The sequence below is a fragment of the Lentzea atacamensis genome (assembly GCF_003269295.1).
Classification (GTDB): domain Bacteria; phylum Actinomycetota; class Actinomycetes; order Mycobacteriales; family Pseudonocardiaceae; genus Lentzea; species Lentzea atacamensis.
The window spans coordinates 19,635-37,215 of the sequence record NZ_QLTT01000001.1; the positions used below are offsets into that span (position 1 = coordinate 19,635).

General features: G+C 66.5%; 14 protein-coding genes and 2 pseudogenes. 10 read left to right on the forward strand and 6 right to left on the reverse strand.

From position 1 onward, the window contains the following. Positions 1-85 precede the first annotated feature (85 nt). Complete coding sequence (locus tag C8D87_RS00075) at positions 86-802, forward strand: DUF4158 domain-containing protein (protein ID WP_215732112.1); 717 nt, start codon at positions 86-88, stop codon at positions 800-802. 48 nt (positions 803-850) lie between these two features. Here the strand turns inward: C8D87_RS00075 and C8D87_RS00080 are convergent, their stop codons facing one another. Further along, entirely contained in the window at positions 851-1,852 is a 1,002-nt protein-coding gene (locus C8D87_RS00080; protein ID WP_112225011.1) for a Rieske 2Fe-2S domain-containing protein, read from the reverse strand. 458 nt (positions 1,853-2,310) lie between these two features. On the opposite strand from C8D87_RS00080, the pseudogene C8D87_RS47325 reads away from it, so the two are divergent. The 3 genes and pseudogenes from C8D87_RS47325 to C8D87_RS00095 form a co-directional block, all read left to right on the forward strand. Beyond that, a pseudogene (locus C8D87_RS47325) lies at positions 2,311-2,757 on the forward strand (DUF4158 domain-containing protein); the annotation flags it as partial. Positions 2,758-2,959: 202 nt separating this feature from the next. Beyond that, positions 2,960-3,793: an acyl-CoA dehydrogenase family protein gene (locus tag C8D87_RS00090; protein ID WP_112225013.1), complete on the forward strand. Its 834-nt coding sequence runs from the start codon at positions 2,960-2,962 to the stop codon at positions 3,791-3,793. Then, on the forward strand, positions 3,790-4,998 hold the full coding sequence (locus C8D87_RS00095; protein ID WP_112225015.1) for an ATP-grasp domain-containing protein: 1,209 nt from the start codon (positions 3,790-3,792) through the stop codon (positions 4,996-4,998). Before C8D87_RS00090 ends, C8D87_RS00095 begins: the two co-directional genes overlap by 4 nt. 47 nt (positions 4,999-5,045) lie before the next feature. Here the strand turns inward: C8D87_RS00095 and C8D87_RS00100 are convergent, their stop codons facing one another. Then, positions 5,046-5,234 carry a M24 family metallopeptidase gene (locus C8D87_RS00100; RefSeq protein ID WP_411711321.1) on the reverse strand — a complete coding sequence of 63 codons (189 nt, stop codon included), beginning with the start codon at positions 5,232-5,234 and terminating at the stop codon, positions 5,046-5,048. An 80-nt stretch (positions 5,235-5,314) separates the two neighbouring features. On the opposite strand from C8D87_RS00100, the gene C8D87_RS44985 reads away from it, so the two are divergent. Beyond that, positions 5,315-6,163, forward strand: coding sequence for a helix-turn-helix domain-containing protein (locus tag C8D87_RS44985; protein WP_146771582.1), 849 nt, complete (start codon positions 5,315-5,317; stop codon positions 6,161-6,163). On the opposite strand, the gene C8D87_RS00105 is transcribed toward C8D87_RS44985, so the two are convergent. Together C8D87_RS00105 and C8D87_RS00110 are read right to left on the reverse strand one after the other, a co-directional pair. After that, positions 6,049-7,011, reverse strand: coding sequence for a hypothetical protein (locus tag C8D87_RS00105; protein WP_112225017.1), 963 nt, complete (start codon positions 7,009-7,011; stop codon positions 6,049-6,051). The genes C8D87_RS44985 and C8D87_RS00105 overlap by 115 nt on opposite strands. Then, the gene (locus C8D87_RS00110; protein ID WP_112225019.1) at positions 7,008-7,505 is read right to left on the reverse strand and encodes a SigE family RNA polymerase sigma factor; all 498 of its coding nucleotides are present in this window, start codon (positions 7,503-7,505) and stop codon (positions 7,008-7,010) included. Before C8D87_RS00110 ends, C8D87_RS00105 begins: the two co-directional genes overlap by 4 nt. Before the next feature lie 161 nt (positions 7,506-7,666). Here C8D87_RS00110 and C8D87_RS00115 point away from each other — a divergent pair, with 161 nt between their 5' ends. After that, positions 7,667-8,458: a fibronectin type III-like domain-contianing protein gene (locus C8D87_RS00115; RefSeq protein WP_233441820.1), complete on the forward strand. Its 792-nt coding sequence runs from the start codon at positions 7,667-7,669 to the stop codon at positions 8,456-8,458. Positions 8,459-8,475: 17 nt separating this feature from the next. Then, positions 8,476-9,299, forward strand: a pseudogene (locus C8D87_RS00120) (LLM class F420-dependent oxidoreductase). 124 nt (positions 9,300-9,423) lie between these two features. Here the strand turns inward: C8D87_RS00120 and C8D87_RS00125 are convergent. Next, positions 9,424-11,076 carry an RICIN domain-containing protein gene (locus tag C8D87_RS00125; protein WP_233441821.1) on the reverse strand — a complete coding sequence of 551 codons (1,653 nt, stop codon included), beginning with the start codon at positions 11,074-11,076 and terminating at the stop codon, positions 9,424-9,426. Positions 11,077-11,625: 549 nt separating this feature from the next. On the opposite strand from C8D87_RS00125, the gene C8D87_RS00130 reads away from it, so the two are divergent. Next, positions 11,626-13,005, forward strand: a complete 1,380-nt coding sequence (locus C8D87_RS00130; RefSeq protein ID WP_215732114.1) for a pectate lyase family protein — start codon at positions 11,626-11,628, stop codon at positions 13,003-13,005. 11 nt (positions 13,006-13,016) lie between these two features. After that, positions 13,017-13,985, forward strand: a complete 969-nt coding sequence (locus C8D87_RS00135; protein WP_112225025.1) for a pectate lyase family protein — start codon at positions 13,017-13,019, stop codon at positions 13,983-13,985. Positions 13,986-14,599: 614 nt separating this feature from the next. Here the strand turns inward: C8D87_RS00135 and C8D87_RS44990 are convergent. Beyond that, positions 14,600-14,917 carry an AbrB/MazE/SpoVT family DNA-binding domain-containing protein gene (locus C8D87_RS44990; RefSeq protein ID WP_146771583.1) on the reverse strand — a complete coding sequence of 106 codons (318 nt, stop codon included), beginning with the start codon at positions 14,915-14,917 and terminating at the stop codon, positions 14,600-14,602. Positions 14,918-16,327: 1,410 nt separating this feature from the next. On the opposite strand from C8D87_RS44990, the gene C8D87_RS00150 reads away from it, so the two are divergent. After that, on the forward strand, positions 16,328-17,554 hold the full coding sequence (locus C8D87_RS00150) for a radical SAM protein (RefSeq protein WP_233441822.1): 1,227 nt from the start codon (positions 16,328-16,330) through the stop codon (positions 17,552-17,554). Positions 17,555-17,581: the final 27 nt, after the last annotated feature.

Here is a 17,581-nt window from a genome sequence, read left to right on the forward strand (position 1 = left end):
ATCCCCGTAGTACTCGCCGAATTTCGGGCGGATATAGCTGGGTAGGTTTCCTGGCCAGGGGGTCTCTGGACGGGTGGGGGCGTGTGTGGCGACGCAGGTGTTCGCGGATGAGGAGCTGGAGCGCCTGCGGGGGTTTCCGGAGATCGGTCGGGATGAGTTGTTCCGGTTCTTCACCCTCGCGCCGGCAGATGTCGCGTTCGTCGACCCCTGCCGGGGTCGCGGTCCAGCCGACCGCCTGGGCCTGTCGGTGGCGCTGTGTACGTTGCCCTGGTTAGGTTTCGTGCCGGACAACGTCGCCTCAGCGCCACCGGTGGCGGTGGCCCGGTTGGCCGATCAGCTCGGCGTCGACCTGGGTGCGTTGCGGAGTTATGGGAAGCGGGCAAAGACCCGCACCGGAGACCTGACGCTGGTGGCGAAGTACCTGCGGTGGCGGCTTCCCACCACGTTGGAACTCAAAGAGCTCGACGAGTTCCTCCTCGCACGAGCCTTGGAACACGACTCGCCGACCCTGCTGTTCAGGCTGGCCTACGAGCATCTGATCTCGGCGCGGGTGATCCGGCCTGGTCCGGTGACCGTGGTGGAACGGGTCGCGCATGCCCGCGCCGAAGCCCAGCGGGAGACCTACGACCGGCTTCGCCCACGAGTTCACCGAGCAGCGTTGTGCCGGGCTGGACGGCCTGTTGGTGGTGGATCCCGAGATCTCGATGACCCGGTTGCGGTGGTCGGTCGCACGCTTCGCGCCGGGGTTCATTGCCCCTTTCGCGCGTATCCCGGCGGCCCCCTGGGTGGGGAATCCGGGTAACCAGCGGCCCCGATCGGTCGGCACGCCGCGCACCGGGGAGACCGACGGTCAGTGCGTATCGAGGGGGGAACTGTAGAACTGGCTTGCCCAACGCCGAAACGGCGTGATGGGCCCGTCGCCCTGGGTCAGCCGAGGACGATCCTGATAGATCTTGTTTTCCCAGATGGGGAAATCATTCTTCAGGTCAAAGCAGAACAACGGCGTGATTGCTCTGGTCGCCAGCCTGGATACCGCAATCGGCATCAGGGATCGCGGCGGAGTCAGTCGTCCAGGCGGTGCCCACAGCCGCGCAGTCACAACAATTCTGAGGTCGATGCGCACGGGATCGATGGGCGTGGAAAGAACCCATACCAGCAGGCGTATTCCCAGCTTGGGGACCCATGCGTCGGCAGTTATCCAGCCCAGTCCGGTGACCTTGACTGTGGCGTTGGCGGTCAGCAGGGAGAAGAACCCGAGGTTGCCGCCGTGGTCACCGGTACCGTCGTATTCGAGTTCCATCGTGCGGCCGTGGAAGAACGGCGGTTTCCGCACCTCGATCGCTAGCTTGTGCACCGGGCGAAAATGTGCCCAATCAACGGAATTTTCCACGATGTCCTGCGGGTGGTCGACGAGGGTGAAGGTGCGATGTGCCGTCGCTGGGAACCCGTCGGTGGGCACTGGCGGGATCTCCCATTGAGGGGTGGCTCCCTGCGCGTGATGCCAGACGAGCACCATGCCGTTGACCTCACGTACCTCGAGTGTGTCCAGCCGAGCCTTGGGCGGTGGCGGTGCTCCGGTTCCGGTGCGCACGCAGTCTCCGGAAGGACCAAAGGCGAAATGGTGGAAGGGACAGACGATGTTCTCTGCCTCGACCCGACCGCCGTATCCGAGGTGGGCACCCAAGTGTGGGCAGAAAGGACGCGTGACACACACGCGCCCGGAGCGGGTCCGGTACACCACCAACTCCTCACCCATGAAATTGCGGCGGAGCACCCGGCCTACCGGAAATTCGGAGCTGAAGCCCACCGCGAACCAACCATCGGGGTAAGGAAGCCGAGGGACCGGTTTCACGTCACATCCTGTGCTACCGGCGCGGGGAGTCGGCGAGGCCGGAACGAAGTGGACAGGCTCATGAGAGGCTACCTTCCTCTAGTGACGCCAGATACGGCTCAGTCCTCGAGCAGGTCCCACCACCAGGCAATGTCGGGGTAGGGCAGCGGGGTGAGGTCGTCGGGGGTCCCAGACCATGGGGGTCTGGACCATCGACGCGCTGGGTGGGGTGATTCGGGGGTCGTTGTATTCGGCTGTGCCGGGTAGTTGGAGGTAGCGGAGGCTGGTGCTGGTCCAGTGGATGGTGGCGGGATCCATTGTGGGAGTTCGGCGGCGTAGCGCGCAACGGCTGGCCGGGGGGCGGCCAGCAAACGTCGTTGGGGTTCCCGTAGTACTCGCCGAATTTCGGGCGGATATAGCTGGGTAGGTTTCCTGGCCAGGGGGTCTCTGGACGGGTGGGGGCGTGTGTGGCGACGCAGGTGTTCGCGGATGAGGAGCTGGAGCGCCTGCGGGGGTTTCCGGAGATCGGTCGGGATGAGTTGTTCCGGTTCTTCACCCTCGCGCCGGCAGATGTCGCGTTCGTCGACCCCTGCCGGGGTCGCGGTCCAGCCGACCGCCTGGGCCTGTCGGTGGCGCTGTGTACGTTGCCCTGGTTAGGTTTCGTGCCGGACAACGTCGCCTCAGCGCCACCGGTGGCGGTGGCCCGGTTGGCCGATCAGCTCGGCGTCGACCTGGGTGCGTTGCGGAGTTATGGGAAGCGGGCGAAGACCCGGACCGATCATCTGAAGCTGGTGGCGAAGCATCTTCGGTGGCGGCTGCCGACCACGTTGGAGCACGACTCACCAACGTTGCTGTTCAGGCTGGCCTGTGAGTATTTGATCTACGTGCGGGTGATCCGGCCTGGTCCGGTGACCGTGGTGGAACGGGTCGCGCACGCTCGCGCTGAGGCCCAGCGGGAGACCTACGACCGGTTGACACATGAGTTCACCACGGCGCGGTGTACTGCGTTGGAAGGGCTGTTGGTGGTAGATCCCGACATCACGACGACTCGGCTGCGGTGGTTGACCACCGGCCCGGTCGAGGCGTCTCCAGCCGGGGTGATAACTGCGCGCGGTCGGCGCGCGGGAGATGATCGTCTGCTCGTCGGTGGCCGAACCCGGCGCCAAGCCGTGGGAGCTCGCGACGACGGCGAAGCGGACGCCCGACGGCTGGTCGATCAACGGGCGCAAGGTGCTCGCGTCGATCTCCCCGGCCGCCACCCACTTCTACAGCAGGGTGAAGGGCGAGACCGAGGACGGCCCGGTGCAGGCGTCGGCGATGATCCCGCTGTCCGCGCCGGGAGTCGAGGTCAGGGACAACTGGAACGGCCTGGGACTGCGCGGGTCCGGCAGTGGCGAGGTGCTCTTCAACGACGTCGTGGTCCCCGCGGGTGCGGTGATCCCGCGTGGTCCGTGGGGCGCGCCGCTCGCTCCCGGCTACGACGGTCGTGCCGCCAACACCGCGCCGACCGTGGCGGTCTACCTCGGCATCGCCGAGGCGGCACGGGACGCCGCGCTGGCCGCGGTCACGTCGGCCTCAGGACGCACGCGCGTGTCGTCGGCCGGCGCCAAGTCGCTCGTTGCGGAGCTGGAGCTCCGGATCGCCGCGGCCCGCGGCGCGCTGCACACCGCGCTGGCGGTGCTGGACGAGCACATCACCGACGCGAAACCGCGGTCGATGAACGTCGGCCTCGGTCGGACGTTGCTCAAGGAGTGCGTGACCGCGGGCATGATCGTCGAACGGTCCGGCGTCGAGGCGGTCGACCTGGCGATGCAGCTCTGCGGCGGCCGCAGCTACGGCAACGGCCACCCGCTCGGCCGAATGTACCGGGACATCCGCGCGGCCGCGTTCATGCGTCCGTGGGCTCCGGCGGAGGAATGGGTGGACTTCGTCGCGGAGGCGACCCTGGACGGTGACGCGTGACGTTCCTGGTGCTCAACCGCAGGCGCATCCTCACGGACCTGCTCACGTGGTTCGCTCCGGACGAACTGGCCGTGTTCACCGCACGCAGCGCCGTGCGCGACGGCGAGGACGAGTTGCTGCGCTCGCGTGTGCGTCACCTCGAAGTCGTCGACGACTACGAAAGCCAGGCCGCGGACGAGCGCATCGGTGAGCTGGCCAAGGAGCTCGAGATCTCCGCCGTCCTGCTGACCGCGGAGATCGACGTGCTCCGCGCGGCCCGGCTGCGCGAGGAGCTCGACCTGCCGGGCCAGCGGCTCGCGAGCGCCACGGCCTACCGCGACAAGCACGTCATGAAGCGGTGTGCCGCTGCGGCCGGTGTGCCGGTAGCCGCCATGCGTCCGCTCGCTCACGCCGACGACCTGGTCGCTTTCGTTGCGGAGCAAGGCTTTCCCGTGGTGGTCAAGCGCATCGCGGGCGCCGCGGCCATGGGCATGCACGAGCTGCGCTCACAGGAGGCGCTGACCGAGCTGATCTCTTCGTGGCCCGACGGCCTGCCTCCCGAGCCGCTGCTCGCCGAGCGGTGGGTCGAGGGCGACCTGTTCCACGTCGACGGCGTGATGCGGTCGGGCGAGGTCCTGCTGAGCTGGCCGTCGCGGTACCTGCACACGCAATGGGCCTCGGCGAGCCGGTCGCTGCACGAGGTGGCGGGGATGCTCGCCGAGGCCGACCCGCTGTTCTTCCGGCTGCGGCAGCGCACGTCCGAGGTGGTCGCCGCGCTGCCGCCCGCGCCGGAAGAGCTGGCGTTCCACGCCGAGTTCTTCCACACGCCCGACGACGAGATCGTGCTGTGCGAGATCGCCTGCCGCCCCGGTGGCGGCGAGATCGTCTCGATGTTCGAGCACGCGTTCGGCGTCAACCTGTACGAGGCGGCGCTGAAAGGTCAGGCCGGCCGGTACCACGAGATCTCGGCGCGCTCCTCGCCACGACGGCACGGCTGGGGCTGGCTACCCCGCCGCCGCGGCGTGCTGGCCGAGCTGCCCCAGTCCGCGCCGTTCCCGTCGGTCTGCTGGTACACCGCCACCGGCGAGGTGGGCGCCTCCTACGAGGCACCGCGGTCGATGGCGGACATCATCGCCCGGATGGTGTTCACAGTGGACGGTGACGACGTAGTGCCCGAGCTGCGGGCGCTGGACGAGTGGTGGGAGCGTTCCGTGCGCTGGAGCTGATCACGGCAGAACTTGTGACTGCTCCTCGGAAGCCGCGCTCTGCTTCCTCAGCTCGCTCGGCCAGCGGGTGAGCACCGCGGCCCGTCCTCGGTGATCGCGACCGTGTGCTCCGAGTGGGTCGGGCGCGACCCGTCGGCGGACCGCAGCGTCCAGCCGTCGTCGTCGAACATGAGCCGATCGGTCGTGGCAGTGAGCCACGGCTCGATGGCGATGGTCAGCCCGGTCCACAGCTTCATGCCATGCCTACGCCTGTGCGTGCCGAGAAGTACGTCCGTGCAGGTCAGCGGCGTCGGCAAGTTGCCGATCATCATCGGGCATGATCGCGGCCGTGCTGGTCCGGTTCGCCTACCTCGCCGTCTCCCACGCCTTCGCTGCGCTATGGCTGTTGCGCATGAGCAATCGTGAGAAGGACGTCGAGATTCTCGCTCTACGCCATGAGCTCGTGGTCTTGCGCAGACAGCTCGACGATCAGCGCCCACGACTGCGGCCAGAGGACAGGGCGTTGCTCGCTGCCTTACTCGTGCCCCTGGCCTGCGCGGCGTTGCACCGATTCCGGCTGCTGGTCAGCCCGGACACGGTGCTTCGGTGGCATCGCGACCTGATGAGGCGCCGCCATGCCCGCGCGAGCGTGAACCGCCGAGGGCCCGGACGTCCGCGCACGGTCGCTTCGATCCGCCGTCTCGTCCTGCGTCTGGCAGCCGAGAACCTGTCGTGGGGGTATCGACGCATCCACGGTGAACTCGCGCTCCTGGGTGTCGTGATCGCCGCATCGACGGTGTGGGAGATCCTCAAGACCGCCGGCGTCGATCCGGCCCCGCGCCGGACAACCGTTACCTGGGCTGACTTCCTGCGCTCGCAGGCTGAGGCGATCCTGGCGATGGACTTCATTGAAACGGTCACGCTGACCGGTCAGCGCCAGTACATTCTCGCCGCCATCCACCACGCCAGCCGGCGGGTACGCATACTGGGCACCACCGCGCACCACACCCATGCCTGGGTTACCCAGGCCGTCCGTAATCTGCTCATGGACCCACCGCCGGTCCGTTGTCATCAGGGAGAGAACGTCACGTTCCAGTCACCTGTGGTGCGTTCGGGGATCACGGTGATCTTGACAAGCTGTCCCTTCGAGAGCTGGAGCCCGTTGATACCTGTCTCCCAGTCGTAGCGGTCGACTTGCGTTTGGTGCACGTTGTAGGCCCAATGTGAGAGGTCGGTGACCACGATGTCGTTGACCAGGACGCGCAGCCTTCCGGGCGTGTTCATCTGCACGAGCATCAGGTTGGAGCCGGGCCATTCGACGGTGATCTCCTTCTTCGCCGCCGGCTCCACCGGGTCGGCCCGCAGTTCGATCGCCACGCCGTGACGGTTCTCGGACAGCTTCTCCAGCGTCTGCGGGCGCGGAGGGGACGGGTAGTCACTCACCTGCACCGCCTCGCCAATGCCGACGGCGAACGTGCCGCTCGCCGGAAGAGGGAGTAAGGGCGGTGGCCACGACTCGGACTCGCCCTGCTCGCCTGCCACGGTCAGCGTGATGACGGACGGCTGTCCCGGTACGACACCAAAACTGCTCCACGTCGTGCTGGTGACGCTGCCGCAGGTTCGGTTTTCGTCGTACATTGACCGGCCGTTGACGGTGACGTCGACGAGCAGTCTTTTGTTCTGTTCGATGTCGCACTGAGTGAACAGCGTGAGGTCCACCGACTTCGGCACGAACCGGATGGTCGCACTGGTCGAGGGCAGGTCTCCCCAGGCCTGGGCGAGGAGCCGGGTGCCGTACCGGTATTCCGGCAGGCTGCGCGTCGGCACGGCGGGTTCGGGTGGCGGGCCGACGCGGGGGAGCACCGCATACACGGCGCCGACGAGTGTGAGCACCACGAAGGCGACGCCGGCGACCGCTCGACGACGCCGGGTGGCCGACACCCTCGCCCGCACGCCCGCCATTCGCGCTTCGTGGGACGAGTCGTCGAGCTCGGCGCGGTCGCGCAGCACCTCGCTGAGGTCCGTCAGGTTCATCGCCGCACCCCTTCGAACGTGGTGATCGTGTCGTCGAGCCGGAGCTTGGCTAGCGCCTTACTGGCCTGGCTCTTGACCGTGCCGACGGAGCAGCCGAGCAGGCCGGCCACCTGCGCCTCGGTGAGGTCCTCGTAGAACCGCAGCACCAGCACGGTGCGCTGCTTGCGCGGCAACCGGCCCAGCGCGTGCCAGAGCCACTCGCGCTCGCCCACCGCGTCCTGCGGGGATTCGCCCGGTCTGTCTGGCAGCTCACCGGTTGGTTCCTCGCCCCTCCACCGGCGCCGCCACCAGGTGGCATGGACGGTCACGATGATTCGCCGGACGTAAGGTTCCGGATCGCCCTCAACGCGATTCCAGGCCCGCCACGCCCGCGCCAGGGCCGTTTGCAACAGGTCCTCCGCGTGTCCCATGTCCCGCGTCAGCAGAAAAGCCATCCGCAGCAGCCGTGGCGACGCGACCGCCACGAACTCCTCGAACCCCTCAGGTGAGCGCACTACTTCACGGCCTTTCGACTCGGTCCATCACTGCTTCTACCAGTCGGGCCACGTGAATGGTTGCCTGCGCGAGGCAAGTGCGCTCCGCTTGCTACGAAACGCTCGTGTGGCATGCGTTCTGGCCAAGAACAACCGGTCGGGCGGCTGACCTGCTCTACGGCGTGGCCACCCCGTCCGGCCATCTCGCCGAAACGATCCCTTTGCGGTTGCAGGACACCCCGGCATACCTCAACTTCCCGGGCGAACAGGGACATGTGCGCTACGGCGAGGGCGTGATGGTCGGCTACCGCCACTACGTGACGGCCGAACGCGACGTGCGCTACCCGTTCGGGCACGGGCTGAGCTACACCACCTTCGCCACCACAGACCTGACGGTCACCGCCACCGGCCCCGACACCGCCCAGCTCACCGTCACCGTCACGAACACCGGTTCGCGTACTGGCAAGCACGTCGTACAGGTGTACGTGGCCACCACCGCAGGCCCCGTGCGCCGACCCGCGCGCGAGCTGCGAGCGTTTGAGAAGGTCGAACTGTCACCGGGCGAAACGCGCACGATCACCCTGGACCTCGACCGCCGCGCCTTCGCCTACTGGGACATCGGGGAGGGCTGCTGGGTGGTGGCACCCGGCGACTACACCGTCCAGATCGGACACTCGGTGACCGAGATCGTCGCCGAGCAGTCCGTGACGCTCGCCGGTGAATCCGTGGTCGCGGAACTCTCTCTGCAGTCCACCGTCGGCGACTGGTTCGACCACCCAGCCGTCGGAGCGCAGTTCACCGAGCTGCTCCACTCCGTCATGGGCGCTCCGGCGTCCGAGCAGAGCGATCACGTCGAGGACGGCATGAAGATGGCCCGCGGCATGACCCTGCACCAGTTCGCCGGCTTCCTCCCCGCCGCGCTGCCCGCCGACCGGTTGGACGAGCTGATCAAGCTCAGCCGTGCCACCTCGTGAAAGAGGAGCTGAATCCGGTGAAGTTCGGTGTGTCGACCTTCCCGACCGACGAGAGCATCGCCCCGGCGGTCCTGGGACCAGCTCTCGAGGAGCGTGGCCTGAGCGCCCTGTTCCTCGCCGAACACACGCACATCCCGGTTGGGTCGGAAGTCCCGTACCCGGGCTACGAGCTGCCACGCGAGTACTTCCGCACGCTAGACCCGTTCCTGGCCCTGACCGCCGCGGCGGCCGCGACCGAACCTTGTTGCTGGGCACGGGCATCGCGCTGGTGACGGCACGGGACCCGATCATCACGGCCAAGGAGGTCGCCACCCTCGACCAGCTCTCCGGCGGCCGCGCGGTGTTCGGCGTCGGCGCCGGCTGGATCCTCGACGAGCTGCGCAACCACGGCACTGATCCACGCACCCGCGGCCGGCTGATGGACGAACGGCTCCGAGCGATCATCGCCCTGTGGACTCAGGAAAAGTCCGAGTTTCACGGCGACTTCGTCGACTTCGACCCCGTCCACTCCTGGCCCAAGCCGCTACAGCGGCCTCATCCGCCGATCTACGTCGGCGGCAGCAGCGAACGCACCTTCGCCAAGCTGGCCGAATACGGCTCGGCGTGGCTGCCCAGCGCGATTCCACCGGCGGAGCTCGGCACACACATCGACCGGATGCGACAGGTCACCGGAACCGAGACACCCGTGGTGGTCTTCGGCGCCGCACACGATCAGCAGACCCTCGACACCTACGCCGAACTCGGCGTGGAACGGGTGCTGCTGCACCTGCCCACCCTGCCGGAGGACGAGGCCTTGCATGCCCTGGACGCCCTGGCGAAGGCGTGCACGCGATACCGCTGACCCGGCGTTGCGCAGCAGCTCAGCGATCGTCGCCCTCGGCCACGGCTCGAGGGCGACGATCGCCGTCTTGCTTGTGTCACCGGCTCGTGCGACGCGGACCGGCGTGGTGGCGGCGGTGGTTCGGTCAGAGCGCGACGGGCTTACCTCCGAGGGTGACGACGAGTCTGCCGTCGGAGGCGAAGGACCAGCCGAGCGCTCCGGTGTAGTTGGTGCAGCGGGAGCCGTTGGTGCCAGTCCAGAACTGGTTGGTGCTGTCTGCGTCGCCGACGGTCTTGTCGTTGGTGCCGCTGCTGCCGCGACAAGAGGTGTTGCCGCGGAACACGGAGGCGCCGGCGTCGAAGGAGAAGTTGCGCTGGTCGTTGTCGATGCTGAGGTTGTTCGACACGGCCATGGAGCCGGGGTTGCGGTTGTAGGTGAAGCCGTGTTTGCCGTTGTCGAAGGCGATCGTGCGGCGGATCGTGTGGTTGACGGCGATGTCCTCGCCGCCGAGCTTGAAGCCGTTGCGGTCGCCGTTGCCCGCTTGGCCGCCGTTGCTGAGCGTGCCGTTCTGGTACGCCAGGGAGTCCTCGATGGTCACCGCGCCGATCGCACCGGTGTCGGACTTGGTGTAGAGGTCCCAGCCGTCGTCGATGTTGTTGTGTGCCACTGAGTAGCGGAACACGTTGCCCGGCCCCGAGGTCAGCTTCGCGGCGAACCCGTCGGCGTCCTCACCGTCGGAGTCGGCGTTGTCGTGCGACTCGGCGCTGAGGATGAGGTTGTTCGCGGGCCACTGCTCCTTCGGGGTGCTGGACAGCATCCGCGAGAGCTGTAGGCCGGTGTCCCGGTTGAACCGGGTGATCGTCCGCTCGAAGATGTTGTTGCTGCCACCGACGAATATGCCGTTGTCCCCGGCCCGTTCCACCGTAACGCCGTAGATGTGCCAGTACGAGCCGTTCACCGCCAGGCCGCGGTTGGCGGGATCTTCGGACTGTGCCGAGAAGTTCAGCACGGGCTTCTCGCTCTGATAGGCGGTCAGCTTCTTGCGTGCGCTGGACGTGCCGTTGTTGGTCGGCGGGATCGTCACGGTCTGCGTGAAGCTGTATGTGCCACCACGCATGAAGATCGTGCCACCCGCCGTGACCCTGGACAGTGCCGAGGTCAGCGTCGTCGGATCCGAGATCGACCCGGTCGCGTCGTCACGGCCGGACGGCGACACGTACAGTGCGTTGGCGGGCTGCGTGCCGGTGGTGGTCGTGGTGGGGCCGGTGGTCGTAGTGGTGGTGGAAGTCGTCGTGCTCGTCGGTCCGCCACCGACCGGTACCAGCGTCCACTGCTTGGTGGCCGCGCCATCGCAGGAGTTGGTCTGCACCAACGCTCCTGCCGTCGTGGCGTTGTCCTTGACGTTCATGCACTTGCCGCCGTTGGCGTTGACCAGGCGGTAGTTGCTGCCGACTGAGGTCAGCGCCCAGACCTGGCTCGAGGCGCCGGTGCACGCCTCCAGCTGGATCGGCTTGCCCGCGCTGGTCGACGCGTCCCGCACGCCGACGCACAGTCCGCCCGCGGTGATCCGGAACCCACCACTTACCTCGGCCAGTACCCACGCCTGGTCGGCGCACATTTCCTGCTTGAGCTGCGTGCCGGCTGCTGGACTCGCGCCCGCGTCGAGGCACTGTCCGCTGCCGCTGTTCCGCATCGAGTATGTGCCCGCACCGATCGCGGCGTTCGCGGGCGCGGCGATGCTCGGCCACGTCGCGAGCGTGGTGACCAGTGCGACGACCGCACCTCCTGAGACGAGCACGCCCCGCCTTCTCTCCAGGCGCGCAGGATGCTCTGGTGTGCCCATGACGACTTCACTCCTCAACGCCGCGCGGGAAAAGAGGTCCGGCCGGACCTCTTCCGTGGCGGCGGAAGCTGTCGAAATCCGGGCGGTTTACAACCGTTTTCCTGCGGGATGCTATGAGGTTGGCCAAACCCGGTCAATGGCGGATTTTGCGACGTGCACCGCGCTTGAAGTCGAATGAGTCGAATGGGGAGGCCATCGGCTGTCGAATTGATCAAGGCTGTTGTTCGACAAATGCATCCTGGTCATACTCGTGAACAAAAACCCAGTGCACGCCGGTCATACTTGTGAACATCCGGGTGCCGTAGGTAGGCCTTTGAGCTGCGGAGTACCGTCTGATGCGCTGTTCGGGCCAGTTATTCTTCCGGTTCATCAGCGTGAACATTGTGAATCTTGTCGGCTGACCGTTGCGACATTCTGGAACGTCGCGTTAATGTTCCGAGAGCGCTTCCGGATCGCGCCGAATCCTGTTTCATGACGAGTGGATCAACGGAGATTGCCATGCGCGTGAAAATCTTGATTGCGTGTGTCGGCCTGCTGGGAGGCGCACTTGTCGCGGTGGCGTCGTCGCCCGCGCAGGCCGCGCCCACGCGTTATGAGGCGGAAACCTCGCCGGCGGTCTGCTCCGGCACGATCGATGCCAACTGGTCCGGCTTCTCGGGTACCGGGTTCTGCAACGGCGCCAACTCCACCAGCGGCTACGCCCAGTTCACGGTGAACGCGGCGACATCCGGCACGGCGACCCTGGGCATCCGGTTCGCCAACGGGACCACCACCGCTCGACCGGCCAACCTCGTCGTGAACGGCTCCACGGTGCAGGCGCCGTCGTTCGAGGGCACCGGAGCGTGGTCGAGCTGGATGACCAAGACGCTGAGCGTGCCGGTGAACGCGGGCAGCAACACCATCCGGCTGAACCCGACCACCGCGAACGGTCTGGCGAACATCGACCACCTCGACTTCGAGGTGGGCGGCACCACTCCGCCGCCACCCGGCGGGCTCGTCGGCTGGGCCGCAGAGGCCGGTGGCACCACCGGTGGCGCGGGCGGCACCACGGTCACCGTGAGCACGTTCGCCGACTTCCGGACCCAGGCGCAGTCCAGTGGTGCCAAGACGATCCTGGTCAACGGCATGCTGAGCGGTTCGGGCACCGTCGAGATCACCGCAAACAAGACGATCCGCGGCGTGGGCGGGAGCTCTGGCATCTCCGGCACCACCCTCAACATCGAGGACATGAAGCCCGCCAACGTGATCATCCAGAACATGAACATCCGCGGCGTGCGCGGCAACGACGCGATCCAGATCGAGAACGCCACGCACATCTGGATCGACCACAACACGATGTCCAGCACCATCGAGAACGACCCCGACTACTACGACGGCATGCTCGACATCACGCACGGCGCCGACTACGTCACGGTCTCGTGGAACGTCGTCCGCAACCACTGGAAGACCTCACTGGTCGGCCACTCCGACAGCAACGCCGGTGAGGACCGCGGCCACTTGCGGGTCACGTACCACCACAACTGGTTCGACCGGACCTTCGAGCGAAGCCCGCGGGTGCGCTTCGGCGAGACCGTCCACGTGTTCAACAACTACTACACCAACATCAACAACAACTCCGCCTCCTACGCGATCGCGTCCCTCATGGACGCCGGGCTTCTCGTGGAGGGCAACGTCTTCGAGAACGTGCAACAGGCGTGCTGGTCGGCGAGCGGATACGCCGAGTCCGACCCCGGCCGGCTGGTGGCGCGCAACAACTCGCTCACCAACTCCGGGCCGTGTGAGGCCAACGGCACCGTGGCAGCCATCCCGTACCGCTACACCGCAGACGCCGTCGGCACCGTCAAGACGTCCGTCACGTCGGGCGCGGGCGTCGGCAAGATCTGAAGGAGTCCCCGATGACCGAGAACCACCGGATCACGCGCCGCAGCCTGCTCGCGGGCACCGCCGGGGCGCTCGTCGCCGGACACCTCGCCACCCCTGCCACCGCGGCCGCCGGAGTGGACGGCTTCGCGAGCGTGTCCGCGCACGGCCTCAACACGACCACCGGCGGCGCGGGCGGTCAAGTGGTCACCGCCACCACGTCCGAGCAATTCCTCGACTACATCGACACCGTCGGAACGCTGATCATCCAGGTGTCCGGCACCATCACCATCTCCAGCAAGCAGGGCGTGCGGCCGAACAAGACGGTCATCGGCCTCGGCACATCCGCCGTGATCAACGGAGGTGGGCTGGACCTCTACCGGTCGTACAACGTGATCGTGCGCAATCTCCGCTTCACCAACGCCGAGGACGACGCGGTCAACATCGGCCAGAACTCGCACCACATCTGGGTCGACCACAACGAGTTCGCGGGAGCGGTCGACGGAGCGGTCGACGTCGTGCGCGGCGCCGAATACGTGACGGTGTCCTGGAACTGGTTCCGCGGCACCGACAAGTCCATGCTGCTCGGCCACTCGGACGGCGCGTCGAGCACCGACAAAGGCCGCCTCAAGGTAAGCATCCACCACAACTTCTTCGACGGGTCACGCCAGCGGCATCCTCGCGTGCGGTTCGGCGAACCCGTGCACGTCTACAACAACTACTTCCGCTCGAACGAGCTGTACGGTGTGGCGTCCACAATGGATGCCGGCGTGCTGGTGGAGGGCAACTACTTCGAGAACGTGCCGCACCCGGTGCTGGTCGGCTACGGCGACAGCGGGCCTGGCCGTGTCGTGGCGCGCAACAACATGTTCACGGGTTCAGGAACCCCGCAGACCGCGGGCATCGTGCAGGAGCCGCGAACGTACTACTCCTACTCCCTCGACGCCCCCGCGGACGTGCCGCGAATCGTCCGCGGGGGCGCGGGTGTCGGCAAGGTGGTTTGAGGTCGCCGACACCCGCGCAGCGGTATGGCGACGCGTTCGACGCTGTGTTCGAGGCGGAGGAACTGCGTGTGATTGCGAGTGCGCGGTGTGGAACCGGACGATCAGTGAGTCGAGTCGCGGGTCGTTGCGGGTGGTGGCCACGATGTCGTTGAGCTGATCCATCTGCTTGCCGGACAACGCCCGCCGGTTGCTGGGCTGGCGCCGCGGTTTGGGGACTTTGGCGGCGGGGTTGGCGCGTTCGTCGATGAGGTCGTCGTTGACGGCGTGCCGGTAGAGGCAGCGCAGTGCGGCGATGAGGTGCTCGGCGGCGGAGTTGCCGTTGCGGGTGTTACGTCGGACGGTCAGATTGGCCTTGATGTGCTGGACCAGCCGCTGGATGTCGGTCGGGGTCCGGTCGCTGAGCGAGATGTCCGCCCACTGGTCCAGCACGCGATTCCAGTACGGCGTGTAGGCGCGGCGAGTGCCATCGCTGACGGCCGCGGCCACGACCGGGATGTACTCGCCGAAGGTCGGAGCCGGCGGTTTCACCGCGTTGAGCAGGTCCTCGGCTGTCACGCCCATCCGGTCGAGGACCAGACGGGCGGCGTCGAGCTCTGCCTGAGTGGGTGCGCCGGTCATGCGTCCTCACCGCCTGGTAGGACGGGGAGTACCAGGTGGTCCAGTGCGACGGGTGGGAAGGCCGTGACCGTCTGGTGGTCGAGGCGGGCGACGAGGAGGACTCGGTCCCCGGAACTCAAGCCAGCCGCGCGGCGGGCGTCGGCGGGGAGCCGGAGATAACCCTCTTTGGTGGGCTTGAAGACGCCATGCGGGTCGGCGGTCACGACCAGGAGGCCGTCGTGTTCGCGGATGTTCAGACGGGTGCCTGCGACCCAGTCCAACGCTGCCGTGACATGGCGGTCTGCGATTCGGCCTCGATGGTCGACGGTGGCCATCCGCTACAGGACGTTCGTCTGCCGGGGCGGCCGTGATGTGGGGACGACAATGAGCGGGAGAGGCTGACCAGCGGCGCGGGTGGAGGAGTCCGCCGCTTTTCCTGGCGCGCTCACCGGAACGATCGGGCGGATGTAGGAAATGGTCATCGAACGCCACCTGCTTGTGGCGCGGAAACGCAAACAGGTGCTCAAGTGGACTTGAGCACCTGTCACGTAGGCGTCGCAAATTTGCGACATTTTGTGTTCATGCGCTATTGGATAGCTCGAATCAAGTATAGAGGGCCAGTCGCCACTAATCAATCTTTCGGGCTGATCTGTATCGACTGGAGCAAGAACTTTCGCGACAACCTGTTCGACCGCGCTGATCTGAAATCAGGCCCATCTACACCAGGCGCTGCGTGAGTACGAGCGGCGTCACAGCGAGCACCGAGCCCGCCGATCGCTAACTGGCGCGCTACCCCCTGCGGGCCGGACTGAACCTGGCGATCCCGCTCACAATCAACACCTCATTATAGACCGACATGATCATCCACGAGTATCGTCATGCGCCTTGAACTGCATGGATGTAGTTTCGGCACGCACAAGGCCAGCTCCTCGCGGCGCAATCCCGCCACACGCCGCCTGCCGTGCTCGGGAAGCCCACGTCGGACGGCTTTCACCTGGGCTCGTCCTGCCGAAGGTCACGGTGCTGACCCTGCCCGATCAGGACCACGGCGCGTTCTGGGCGGTACCGGAGCCGTTCGCCGCGCAGATCCGCGAGTTCCCGCTCGGCTGACCGGCCGCGCGGCTCACATCCGGATCGCGACCAGTCCGTGCTTCCAACGCCTGCTCGCGCTGACCCCAGCCACCTGGCGCAACCGCGCCACCGGTCACCCGTCACCCGATCCCTGCTCACCCTTGACCACTGATCAGCTCGGACTTGCTCGCCCAGGTGTGCCGTCCCCGAGCGAAACTCGAACTTTCGCACTGTCAACACGACTCCGACGCGCCCTCGCTGATCCGCGGTATCTGACCACGTGCCGCCGCGCGCATGCCCGCGGAGCTGAGCCGTCTGTTGTGCCTTGAGCGGGACTGGTGGCGCCCAGCGCGGCAGGCGCCGATGCAACACCGGCGCAACCGCTGATCTCGAAGATTTCGCCGCTGACCTGCGATCACCTGGCTCACCCCTTCGGTCGATATTCGACCTTGTTCAACTGTGGACGTTGATTGCACGCGGGTGTGACCATCGCGGAAATAGGTAAACTTTCGCGTCGAAAGTTTACCTATTGAATTCACCCAATTGCAGAATATGATCCACATCACTGCAACGGATTGATGATTCTTGGCTAATCTTCGATGGTGAGGTTGCTGCGACCGGCTGCTCATTGATGCGGAAGTCGCGTGGCTCCTGGGGGTTTGTGCTGGCCTGATGTGGATTTCGTCGGCCTCGCTTCGGCGTGCCGTCGCCGCTCAGCCAGTGCGAAAGCGAGTTCTTCTTGGGGGATTGACTTGGTTAACGCGCATCGTGGTGGTGCCGAGCGCACGTCTGAGGCGCAGGCATTGCCCGTCACGATCAAGCCCGACAGGACGCTGCGAGCGAAGATCACGGACTCCTGCGGACTGACGTGTACTTTCTGCCACAACGAGGGGACACCGGTCTCCGTGGACAACCGTGGGCGGGGCGGCGGTGAAGGCAGTCGCACGTTCGTCACGCTCGGGAGGTCTGGTCGTTCGTCGATCTATGCGAACCGCAACGGAGTCGGCTTCCTCGCGTCGACGATGCGTGCGGATGACGAGCTGCGCGACGCTTTGACCGTGATGGGGCGCGGCATGGAGCTGGACGAGCTCCACCTCACCGGTGGTGAGCCGACGCTGCACCCCGCCGTCGCGGAGCTGGTGGCGCTGGGGGCTGAAGCCGGCTTCCGGGTGTGCATGACCTCCAACGGTGAGAACGGGGAGCGTGTCCTGGCCCGCTGCGCGGAGGCGGGTCTCGACCGCATCAACTTGAGCATTTTCGGCACCACGCCGGAGGAGCTCGCCGACGTTCAGGAAAGCAGATTCCGTGACATCGGGCTCGCTGCTCGGAAAATCGACGCTCTCGAACGCACGATCGAGACGGCGCTGCAAAACGGGGTCAAGGTCAGCGCGAACATCGTCGTGCCGAACGGTGCCCACATCCCGCGTGTGCACCGGCTGTTCGAACGATATTCGGACAAGCTCTCGATCCGGTTGCTGAACTCGCTCAGCGATGGAATGGACTCCATCGGGGCCATCAACCAGGTTCTGGACGAGCTCGGCGCGGTGCCGGTCGCGCATCACATGACGGCAGGCGTCTCCGGCTACCGCACTGAATACGCACTACCGAGTGGCCGGGTCGTCTACTTCAAGAAGATCCGGCCCACCAGGCTTTCCGTCACCTGCTCCACGTGCCGCTTCCGTGATCCCTCCACCTGTGAGGAGGGCTATTACGGGCTCCGCCTGTACCGGTCCGCAGAGGGCGGCTATCTCGTGGGCGTCTGCATTCAGCGGATGGACCTGTGCCTGCCCGTGGAGGAGTTCGTGACGAGCAGTCTGGCGAGCGAGGTCCGGGAGTTGCGCGACCGCGAGCTCGCCAACCCCGACGAGGTGCTCCGCCATCTGGCCGGCGAATCCGCTTGAGCTCGACATCCTGAGAGGAAACCGTTC

Bases quoted from the DNA above. Each gene is read 5' to 3' on its own strand.
- C8D87_RS00090 (WP_112225013.1), top strand. From the start codon at position 2,960: ATGATCGTCTGCTCGTCGGTGGCCGAACCCGGCGCCAAGCCGTGGGAG.
- C8D87_RS00100 (WP_411711321.1), bottom strand. From the start codon at position 5,234: ATGAAGCTGTGGACCGGGCTGACCATCGCCATCGAGCCGTGGCTCACT.
- C8D87_RS44985 (WP_146771582.1), top strand. From the start codon at position 5,315: ATGATCGCGGCCGTGCTGGTCCGGTTCGCCTACCTCGCCGTCTCCCAC.
- C8D87_RS00105 (WP_112225017.1), bottom strand. From the start codon at position 7,011: ATGAACCTGACGGACCTCAGCGAGGTGCTGCGCGACCGCGCCGAGCTC.
- C8D87_RS00135 (WP_112225025.1), top strand. From the start codon at position 13,017: ATGACCGAGAACCACCGGATCACGCGCCGCAGCCTGCTCGCGGGCACC.
- C8D87_RS44990 (WP_146771583.1), bottom strand. From the start codon at position 14,917: ATGGCCACCGTCGACCATCGAGGCCGAATCGCAGACCGCCATGTCACG.